The sequence below is a fragment of the Streptomyces sp. SID14478 genome, from assembly GCF_010548525.1.
Classification (GTDB): Bacteria; Actinomycetota; Actinomycetes; order Streptomycetales; family Streptomycetaceae; genus Streptomyces.
Map to the genome: position 1 here is coordinate 1 of NZ_JAAGMG010000735.1, position 9,393 is coordinate 9,393.

Sequence of the window (9,393 nt, forward strand, 5' to 3'; positions counted from 1 at the left end):
GGCCGACGTGGTGCGCGGGGAGGTGGCGGGCGCCGAGCCGCTCACCTCGGTCGACCCGCTCACGCCCCTGCACCGGGTGCCGGGCGACGGCGCCGCGCCCCCGCCCGAGGCCACCCTGCTGTACGCCGCGGAGCAGCTCGGCTCGGCCGGGCGCACCCTCGACATGGCCGTTCAACACGCCCGGGAGCGCGAGCAGTTCGGGCAGCCCATCGGCGGCTTCCAGGCGGTGAAACACCTGTGCGCCGAGATGCTCGTACGGGTCGAGGTGGCCCGCGCGGCCGTGTACGCGGCCGCCGTCACCCGGGACCCGGTGGAGATCGCCGCCGCCGAACTGCTCGCGGACGAGGCCGCCGTGCGGGGCGCCCGGGACTGCCTGCAGGTGCACGGCGGCATGGGGTTCACCTGGGAGGCAGATGTGCATCTGCACCTGAAGCGGGCCTGGGTGCGGGCCGAGTTGGGCGGCAGTGCGCGGGCCGCCGAGGAGGTGCTCGCCGCGTCCCTGTAGCCGACCGGGCCCCGAGGGGCTCTGACGAAGGGTGCACGCACAGTGACGGGGCGTCGATATCGGGTTGTGTCCTTCGCGGGGCTCGTCACGGCGCGGAGTCGGCCTTCGGCTCCGGTACCTTGTGGCAGATGCGAGTGGTGCTGAACCCGGGCGACGGTGCCGGTGTTGCCTCCGAGGCGACTCCGGGGTCGGGGATGCACGCTGCTCACCGGGCAGCGCGGCGTATCGCACCCGCCTGTTCGACCCCCCGCGAGACGCGTCGCACAGTATGCCGCACGCGTACTCCTTCGCGCTGGAATATGCCCGAAGCGCTTGTTGGGGTGACTGTACGTCAACCATGCTGTGCAGCAAGGGGATCACGCACGGTGATCGTCTTCAGTGGCCGGGACGGTCAGTGGCGCGAGGCAGAACTCCAACGGTCCCTCCGGATTCGGATGGTGTGAGCGGTGCAGGTGCTTCAGGTTCAACTGGAGGTCGGGGCCGACCCCGCAGAAGTGGGGCGGGCCCGCAGGTGGGCGCGCTCGCGTCTCGCCGGTTCGGGAATACAGGCCGACGAACCGTTGGCCGAGACGCTGATCCTGATCGTCTCCGAACTGGTCACCAACGCGGTGGTGCACACGGGTCACCCGGCGGTGCTCCGCCTGCAGTTGCCCGGCGTCCCGGAGGGGTGTCCCGGTACGGTGCGCGTGGAGGTCGCCGACTCCAGTACCCAGGCGCCGACGCCCCGGCACGCGGGCGGCGAGGAGACCAACGGCCGCGGCCTGGAGCTCGTCGACGGGCTCGCCGACCGCTGGGGCTGGCGGCCGGAGGGTGCGGGCAAGGCCATCTGGTGCGAGATCGACCGGTGCTCCTCGCCCGCCGCCGGGGCCGTGTGGCCCTCCGGCGCGAGTGCGCCGGGTTCACTCCGGCCCAATGCTTCTATGAGCGCTTGAACATTCTGCTCATTAACCGCAAATACCCGGACGGGTGTTGACGCGCAGTGTCCGATTGATCACGCTTGTGGTCAGCGATTCGCTGCGAGGGGACGTCGAGGGCCCTTGTGACGGGGGTCCTCGGCGAATCGCCCTCCCGCCCTCGGGGCGGTTCAGAGCACTGCCACCGGTGCCACCGGCGTGCCCGTCGCGCCCTGGAAGGGCTCCGGCATCGCCGAGAGCAGGAACGTGTAGCGGCGTTCTTCTCCACAGGCTGTGGACAGAGATTCCAGATTCCAGTTCTGGCCCTGCAGCATGCCCATCTCCACCAGGTCGAGCGCGTGCACGGGCAGCCACAGGTTCTCGATCTCCGGCGGGAAGACCTCGAAGGTCAGGGTGTCGTTCGCGACGGCCGCCACGTCGTGGGCGTGGAACCACTCCGGAGTGCGCACCGACAGACCGGGCGACGGGTAGCCGTACGCGTGCTTGTCGCCGGCCAGGTAGACCTGGACCTGGCCCGTGCGGACCAGCACGATGTCGCCGGGACGCACCTCCACGTGGCCGAACTCCGCGGCCTCGTCCAGGTCTTGGGGCGTCACGGCGTGGTCGCCGGGCAGTCGGTCGACGCCCTTCGCCGCCGCCACGTCGAGCAGCACGCCGCGCGAGACGACGTACGGGGCCTTGTCGATGCCGCTGAACTCGGCGCCGCCGTGGGCCGTGATGGTGTCCGCCGGGCGGCCGTTGTAGAGGCGGCCCGAGTGCGAGACGTGGGTCAGGGCGTCCCAGTGCGTGGCGGCCTGCAGGCCCATCGTCACCGCGTCGTCGCTGCAGGCGACCGTGTCCGGGCCGAAGATCTGCTGGTTGATCTGGACCATGGAGTGCAGCGGGTTGATGCGCCCCGGGATCATCCCGGACTGCACGCCGTCCTGCTTGAGGGGCAGGGCGAGCGGCACCCGGCGGCCGGTGCGGACCTCCGCGGCGGCCGCGCGCACCACCTCGTCCGTGACCAGGTTCAGGGTGCCGATCTCGTCGGCCTGCCCCCAACGCCCCCAGTTGTTCACGCGTTTGGCGATGTCGTGGAACTCGGCGGGCAGGGGCATCGGGGTCCTCCCGGGTCTTGTGTTCCGGTATCTGACGGGTCGTAGAATCCGAACCCGAGTGAAATCTAACGGGTCGTCAGAAACCGCGGGAAGGGGCCGGACGTGGGGAACTTCTTGGCAGGCAAGGTCATCGCCGTGACGGGGGCGGGGCGCGGCATCGGGCGGGCGGTCGCGCTCGCCTGCGCCGCCGAGGGCGCGAAGGTCGTCGTCAACGACTACGGCGTGTCGATCGAGGGCGGCGAGCCCGCCTCCGACGTGGCGCTGGGGGTGGTCAAGGAGATCGAGGCGGCGGGCGGCGCCGCCGTCGCCGTGGCCGACGACGTGTCCACCATGGCCGGCGGGCAGCGGATCGTGGACACCGCAGTCGAGGAGTTCGGGCGGATCGACGGGGTCGTCTGCGTCGCCGGCATCCTGCGCGAGCGGATGCTCTTCAACATGGCGGAGGAGGAGTGGGACCCGGTGGTCGCCACCCACCTGAAGGGCACGTTCACCGTCTTCCGGGCCGCGTCCGCGGTGATGCGCAAGCAGGGCACGGGCACGCTCATCGGCTTCACCAGCGGCAACCACCAGGGCTCGGTGGCCCAGGCCAACTACAGCGCCGCCAAGGGCGGGATCATCTCGCTGGTGCGCAGCGCGGCCCTGGGCCTGCACAAGTACGGGGTGACCGCCAACGCCGTCGCCCCCGTCGCCCGTACGCGGATGTCGGCGAACGTGCCGATGGAGCTGAAGGAGATCGGCGAGCCCGAGGACGTCGCGGCCCTCGTCGTCTACCTGCTGAGCGAGCGGGCCCGGGACGAGAAGATCACCGGGCAGGTCTACACCGTGGCCGGGCCGAAGATCGCCGTGTGGGCGCAGCCGCGCGAACTGCGCGCCGGGTACGCGGAGGGCGGTTCCTGGACGCCCGAGAAGATCGCGGACTTCCTGCCGGGGACGGTCGGGACCGATCCGATGCCGATGCTCGCGGTCCTGGAGGAGATGGCGCGGGCCGCCGCGGCCAAGGAGCGACCCAATCAGTAGCCGGGCGGCTGCGGGACCGACGAAACGGCGGTGGTGAGATGGAGTTCGGGTTCGGGGCCGAGGACGCCGGGTTCCGGCAGGAGGCCAGGCAGTGGCTCACGGAGCACCTCGTCGGGCGCTTCGCGGGCGCCGTGGGGCGCGGCGGTCCCGGCAGCGAGCACGAGGGCGCCGCCGAACGCCGGGCGTGGGAACGGGAGTTGGGCAGCGACGGCTGGATAGGTCTCGGGTGGGGCGACGGCACGTACGGCAATCGCGTCGCCACGCTCACCCAGCAGGTCGTGTGGGCCGAGGAGTACGCGCGGGTACGGGCCCCGGGCCGCTACGGGCACATCGGCGAGAACCTGCTGGCGCCCACGCTCCTCGCGTACGGCAGCCAGGAACAGCAGCGCCGGTTCCTGCCGCCCATCGCGCGCGGCGAGGAGCTGTGGTGCCAGGGGTACAGCGAGCCCGGCGCCGGATCGGACCTCGCCTCGCTGCGGACCGCCGCCGAGCGGGACGGGGACGGGCGCTGGCGGGTCACCGGGCAGAAGGTGTGGACGTCGCTGGCGCACGAGGCCGACTGGTGCTTCGTGCTGGCGCGCACCGAGGCCGGGTCCGTGCGGCACCGGGGTCTGTCCTTCCTGCTGGTGCCGATGGACCAGCCCGGACGCATCGAGGTCAGGCCGATCCGGCAGCTGACCGGGACCAGCGAGTTCAACGAGGTGTTCTTCGACGGGGCCGTCGCCGAGGAGGTCGTGGGCGGCGAGGGCGCGGGGTGGCGGGTCGCCATGGGGCTGCTCGGCTACGAGCGGGGCGTGTCCACCCTGGCCCAGCAGATCGGTTTCGAGGAGGAGTTGCGGGCCGTCGTGCGCACCGCCGTGCGCACGGGCGCCGCGGACGACCCGGTGCTCGCGGAGCGGATCGTGCGGCTCTGGGCCGAGCTGCGGACCATGCGGTGCAACGCCCTGCGGACCCTCGGGGGCGCCGAGGCGGAGGGCGCGCCGAGCGTCGCCAAGCTGTTGTGGGGCGGCTGGCACCAGCGGCTCGGCGAGCTGGCCATGCGGGTGCGGGGGGCCGCCGCCGCGGTCGGTCCCGAGGACTGGTCGGCCGAGGCCCCGTACGCACTCGACGAACAGCAGCGGCTGTTCCTGTTCAGCCGGGCCGACACCGTCTACGGCGGCTCGGACGAGATCCAGCGCACCATCATCGCCGAGCGGGTGCTCGGTCTGCCGAAGGATCCACCGAAGCATCTGCCCGAGGAGGCGCAGGCGTCATGAGGGGTGTTCTGTTCGACGGCAAGCAGGCCGTGGTCGTGGACGACCTGGAGATACGGGACCCGGGGCCGGGGGAGGTGCTGGTGGACGTGGCCGCGGCCGGGCTGTGCCACTCCGACCTGTCCGTGATCGACGGCACCATTCCGTTCCCGCGGCCCGTCGTGCTCGGGCACGAGGGGGCCGGCGTGGTGGAGGCCGTGGGGGCCGGCGTGAGCCATGTGGTGCCCGGGGACCACGTGTCGCTGTCCACGCTCGCCAACTGCGGGGCCTGCGCCGAGTGCGACCGGGGCCGGCCGACCATGTGCCGCAAGGCGATCGGGATGCCGGGGCAGCCGTTCTCGCGGGGCGGTGACCCGGTCTACCAGTTCGCCTCGAACTCGGCGTTCGCGGAGCGGACCGTGGTGAAGGCCGTGCAGGCCGTGAAGATCCCGAAGGAGATTCCGCTGACGTCGGCCGCGCTGATCGGGTGCGGGGTGCTCACCGGCGTCGGCGCCGTGCTGAACCGGGCGCGGGTCGACCGGGGCGACTCGGTGGTCGTCATCGGGACCGGCGGGGTGGGGCTGAACGTGCTCCAAGGGGCCCGTATCGCGGGGGCGTTGCGGGTCGTCGCCGTCGACAACAATCCCGCGAAGGAGGACGTGGCCCGGCAGTTCGGGGCGACGGACTTTTTGACCGACGCGGCGCAGGTGCGGGGGCTGCTGCCGGACGGCGCCGACCACGTCTTCGAGTGCGTGGGCCGGGTGGAGCTGGTGCGGGCCGCCATCGACCTGCTCGACCGGCACGGGCAGGCCGTGCTGCTCGGGATGCCGGCGGCCGACGCGGAGGCGTCCTTCGTGCCCGCCCAGCTGTTCCTGGACAAGTCGGTGCTCGGCTGCCGGTACGGCTCCTCGCGGCCGCAGCGCGACATCCGCCTGTACGCCGATCTGTACGCGCAGGGGCGGCTGCTGCTCGACGAGCTGGTGACGCGGACGTACCCGGTCGAGGACTTCGCGAAGGCGGTCGAGGACGCGGAGGCGGGGCGGGTGGCGCGCGGGGTGCTGACGTTCTGAGAGCGGCCCCTGGGAAGGGCGGCCCTCAGCCCGCGGCGCGGAACGTGCGGCGGTAGGCCGTCGGGGTCACCCCGAGCGCCGCCTGGAGGTGCTGGCGCATGGACTGGGCCGTGCCGAAGCCCGCGTCGCGGGCCACCTGGTCGATGGAGAGCGACGAGGACTCCAGGAGGTGGCGGGCCCGCTCCACGCGCTGCCGGGTGAGCCACTGGCCCGGACTGACCCCGACCTCCTCGCGGAAGCGGCGCGTAAAAGTGCGCACCGACAAGGACTCCTGCTCGGCCATGTCGCGCAGCTGGATCGGGTCGTGGAGGTGGCCCAGGGCCCAGGCCCGCGCCTTGGTGGTCGTCGCCAACTGGGCCTCCGGCACCGGGCGTTGGATGAACTGGGCCTGTCCGCCGTCCCGGTGCGGCGGGACGACGGTGCGGCGGGCCACGTCGTTGGCGACGGCCGCGCCGTGGTCGCGGCGCACGATGTGCAGGCACAGGTCGATGCCGGCGGCGACCCCGGCGGAGGTCAGCACGTCACCGTCGTCGACGAAGAGGACCTCGGCGTCGACGCGTACCGAGGGGAACATCTCCTGGAAGGCGGCCGCGTCCGCCCAGTGCGTGGTCGCGGGGCGCCCGTCCAGCAGGCCGGCCGCGGCGAGGACCCAGCCGCCGGTGCAGATCGAGACCAGACGGGTGCCGGGGCGGATGTGCGCGAAGGCCGCTTCGAGCGCCGGGGTGAGCCGGCCCTCCTCGTGGACCGGGCCCAGTTCGTACGAGGCCGGGACGAGCACGGTGTCGGCGGTGGCGAGCTCCTGCGGGCCGTGCTCGACGAGGATCGAGTAGTCGGCGTCGGTCCTGACCGGCCCCGGCTCGGTGACCGCGCAGGTCACCACCTCGTACAGCGGCCGCAGTTCGGTGTCCCTGGCGCGCCCGAAGATCCGCTGGGGGATGCCCAGTTCGAAGGGGATGACGCCGTCGAGGGCGAGCACGGCGACCCGGTGCGGCGGTGCGGGCGTGGGCTGCTCGATGCGCATGGCCCGATCCTAGCGAAGGATGTCGTTCGGGCCACTCGTCCGGGCGGGGCGGATGCCGGATTCTCAAGGACGTGACGACGCAGACGCAGACCACCGCTCCCCGCACCGGACCCGCCCCGCGCGGCAGACGCCCGCACCGGGCCTGGTCCGTCGCCGCGGTCACCTTCGTGACGATCATCGGCGCCGCCGCCTTCGCCTCCCTGCCCGGACTGCTCATCGAGCCGCTGCACGACCCGAGGACCGGCTTCGGCTGGTCGCGCGGGACCATCGGTCTCGCCGTGTCCGTGAACCTCGCGCTGTACGGGCTCACGGCCCCGTTCGCCGCCGCCCTGATGGACCGCTTCGGGATACGCAAGGTCGTCGCGGTCGCCCTCACCGTCATCTCGGCCGGCTCGCTGCTGACGGTGTGGATGACGGCCGCCTGGCAGCTCGTCATGTACTGGGGCGTGCTGGTCGGCCTGGGCAGCGGCTCGATGGCGCTGGCTTTCGCGGCCACCGTCACCAACCGGTGGTTCGTCGCCCGGCGCGGCCTCGTCACGGGCCTGCTGACCGCGGCCGGCGCCTCCGGCCAGCTGGTCTTCCTGCCGCTGCTCGCCTGGATCGTCGACCGGCACGGCTGGCGGCCCGCCGCCGTCACGGTGGCCCTGGCCGCGCTCGCCGTCGTCCCGCTGGTCTGGCTGCTGCTGCGCGACCACCCGGCCGACGTCGACGCGAGTCCTTACGGGGCCCCGGCGTTCGTGCCGAAGCCGGCTCCGGTGGCCGGGGCCGCGCGGCGCACGGTCGCGGTGCTGGGCAAGGCGGCCCGCACCGGCCCCTTCTGGCTCCTCGCCGGTTCGTTCGCGATCTGCGGCGCGTCCACGAACGGCCTGGTCAAGACGCACTTCGTGCCCGCCGCCCACGACCACGGCATGCCGGTGCCCGCCGCCGCGTCGCTGCTCGCGGTCATCGGCGTCTTCGACGTGATCGGCACGATCGCCTCGGGCTGGTTCACCGACCGCTTCGAGCCCCGGCGCCTGCTGGCCGTCTACTACGCGCTGCGCGGCGTCTCGCTGCTGTTCCTGCCCATGCTGCTCGCGCCGAGCGTGCACCCGCCGATGCTCTTCTTCATCGTCTTCTACGGCCTCGACTGGGTGGCGACGGTCCCGCCGACGATCGCCCTGTGCCGCGACCACTACGGCGAGGACAGCGCCATCGTCTTCGGCTGGGTGCTCGCCTCGCACCAGGTGGGCGCCGCGGTCGTCGCGTACCTGGGCGGCGTGGTGCGGGACGTCTACGGCTCGTACGACGTGATCTGGTACGCGTCCGGGGCGCTGTGCGCGGCCGCCGCGCTGATGGTCCTGGTGATCCGGCGGCGCGCGGCGGTGACGGGGGCGGTGACCGTGGCGGCGTGAGCGCGGCTCAGTCGCCGAGACGCGCGAACCGGCCCCGGTGGAAGAGCAGCGGGCCCGGCGCGTCGGTGTCCGCGCCGAGGGCCGTGACCCGGCCGACGACTATCAGGTGGTCGCCCCCGGTGTGCACGGCGTGGACGGCGCAGTCGACCCACGCGGCGGCGCCGTCGAGCCGGGGCGAGCCCGACACCGGCGACGGCGCGTGCGAGACGCCGGCGAACTTGTCGGCCCCGCTGACGGCGAAGCCGCGGCACAACTCGCCCTGGTCCGCGCCCAGTACGTTCACGCAGAACACGCCCGCGCGGGCGATCCGCGGCCACGTCGTCGACGTACGCGCCACCATGAACGCGACCAGTGGCGGGTCGAGGGAGAGCGAGGAGAAGGACTGACAGGCGAACCCGGCGGGCCCCTCGCCGGGTGCGCAGGCAGGGGCCGTGACGACGGTGACGCCGGTCGCGAAGCTGCCCAGGACGCGGCGGAACTCGGCCGGGTCGACGGGCGCGCGCTCGTCGTCGCCGACGGCGCGCAGGTCGGGGCGGGGCAGTGCCTCCACCGGGCCTGCCGTCGTGGGGGCGCCGACGGACCTGAGGTACCGGACGACGGTGGCCGCCATCCCTGCGTGTCCCATCATGGATCCAGTAGAGCTGACGGAGCGTCAGATGGGAAGGGGTGCGGAGCAGGTCCCGTGCCGGGCCGTCTATCTTCTGCGCCATGGGGTGGGGAAAGCGCGAAGGCGCAGATCAGAGTGGCCGAAGAACGAGGGGCGAGGCGGAGGTGGCGGCGGCGGTCTGGTTCGGCCAGGCGCCCTCGCTCGCGCTGGTCCTGTGGGTGGTGTCCATACCGGCCCACAACGACTACGGGCAGGGACTCGGCGGCGGCATCGCCGCGTTGGGCTACCTGTGCGCGCTGGTGCTCTCGCCGCCGCTCTTCTGGGTGCTGGGCCAGGTGCAGGGGCACGTGCACACGGTGCCCGTGCTCGCCCTCGGCGACCGGGTGCTGCGGAGGGTGCCCGCCCCCGCGTGGCTCCGGTGGGCGCTCGCCCTGGCGGCCGTGGGGGCGGTGTGGGCGGTCCTGCCCGCCGCGCTCGGCTGGTCCGCGTACCCCTCAAGCGTCCTGATCTGTACGGCGGCGGGCGTGCTGCCGCTCCTG

Annotated in this window: 9 protein-coding genes and 1 pseudogene; 7 read left to right on the forward strand and 3 right to left on the reverse strand. The window is 73.0% G+C overall.

The window, feature by feature from the left end:
• Positions 1-505 (forward strand): acyl-CoA dehydrogenase family protein (locus tag G3I40_RS24340; RefSeq protein ID WP_164304248.1); only part of this gene is annotated, 505 nt, incomplete at its 5' end.
• A 446-nt stretch (positions 506-951) separates the two neighbouring features.
• Positions 952-1,437: an ATP-binding protein gene (locus G3I40_RS24345; protein WP_164304249.1), complete on the forward strand. Its 486-nt coding sequence runs from the start codon at positions 952-954 to the stop codon at positions 1,435-1,437.
• A gap of 152 nt (positions 1,438-1,589) precedes the next feature.
• Here the strand turns inward: G3I40_RS24345 and G3I40_RS24350 are convergent, their stop codons facing one another.
• Positions 1,590-2,516: a cyclase family protein gene (locus tag G3I40_RS24350; RefSeq protein ID WP_164304250.1), complete on the reverse strand. Its 927-nt coding sequence runs from the start codon at positions 2,514-2,516 to the stop codon at positions 1,590-1,592.
• Between the two features lie 102 nt (positions 2,517-2,618).
• Between G3I40_RS24350 and G3I40_RS24355 the strand changes: the two genes are divergently transcribed.
• From G3I40_RS24355 to G3I40_RS24365, 3 genes are read left to right on the forward strand one after another with little or no spacing between them, the layout of a single operon-like run.
• Positions 2,619-3,533: an SDR family oxidoreductase gene (locus G3I40_RS24355; RefSeq protein WP_164304251.1), complete on the forward strand. Its 915-nt coding sequence runs from the start codon at positions 2,619-2,621 to the stop codon at positions 3,531-3,533.
• Positions 3,534-3,571: 38 nt separating this feature from the next.
• The gene (locus G3I40_RS24360; RefSeq protein WP_164304252.1) at positions 3,572-4,789 is read left to right on the forward strand and encodes an acyl-CoA dehydrogenase family protein; all 1,218 of its coding nucleotides are present in this window, start codon (positions 3,572-3,574) and stop codon (positions 4,787-4,789) included.
• Positions 4,786-5,835 (forward strand): Zn-dependent alcohol dehydrogenase, encoded by a 1,050-nt coding sequence (locus G3I40_RS24365; protein WP_164304253.1) that lies wholly within the window; start codon positions 4,786-4,788, stop codon positions 5,833-5,835. Before G3I40_RS24360 ends, G3I40_RS24365 begins: the two co-directional genes overlap by 4 nt.
• A 25-nt stretch (positions 5,836-5,860) precedes the next feature.
• Here G3I40_RS24365 and G3I40_RS24370 read toward each other — a convergent pair whose 3' ends face one another.
• A complete protein-coding gene (locus G3I40_RS24370; protein ID WP_164304254.1) occupies positions 5,861-6,856 on the reverse strand; it encodes a helix-turn-helix domain-containing protein in 996 nt (331 codons plus the stop codon).
• Between the two features lie 71 nt (positions 6,857-6,927).
• On the opposite strand from G3I40_RS24370, the gene G3I40_RS24375 reads away from it, so the two are divergent.
• Positions 6,928-8,247: an MFS transporter gene (locus G3I40_RS24375; protein ID WP_164304255.1), complete on the forward strand. Its 1,320-nt coding sequence runs from the start codon at positions 6,928-6,930 to the stop codon at positions 8,245-8,247.
• A 7-nt stretch (positions 8,248-8,254) separates the two neighbouring features.
• Here G3I40_RS24375 and G3I40_RS24380 read toward each other — a convergent pair whose 3' ends face one another.
• Positions 8,255-8,875 (reverse strand): flavin reductase family protein, encoded by a 621-nt coding sequence (locus G3I40_RS24380; RefSeq protein ID WP_164304256.1) that lies wholly within the window; start codon positions 8,873-8,875, stop codon positions 8,255-8,257.
• A gap of 143 nt (positions 8,876-9,018) precedes the next feature.
• On the opposite strand from G3I40_RS24380, the pseudogene G3I40_RS24385 reads away from it, so the two are divergent.
• A pseudogene (locus G3I40_RS24385) lies at positions 9,019-9,393 on the forward strand (hypothetical protein); the annotation flags it as partial.

Coding starts and splice junctions, on each gene's coding strand:
- G3I40_RS24370 (WP_164304254.1), bottom strand. CDS start 6,856: ATGCGCATCGAGCAGCCCACGCCCGCACCGCCGCACCGGGTCGCCGTG.
- G3I40_RS24350 (WP_164304250.1), bottom strand. CDS start 2,516: ATGCCCCTGCCCGCCGAGTTCCACGACATCGCCAAACGCGTGAACAAC.
- G3I40_RS24380 (WP_164304256.1), bottom strand. CDS start 8,875: ATGATGGGACACGCAGGGATGGCGGCCACCGTCGTCCGGTACCTCAGG.
- G3I40_RS24365 (WP_164304253.1), top strand. CDS start 4,786: ATGAGGGGTGTTCTGTTCGACGGCAAGCAGGCCGTGGTCGTGGACGAC.
- G3I40_RS24360 (WP_164304252.1), top strand. CDS start 3,572: ATGGAGTTCGGGTTCGGGGCCGAGGACGCCGGGTTCCGGCAGGAGGCC.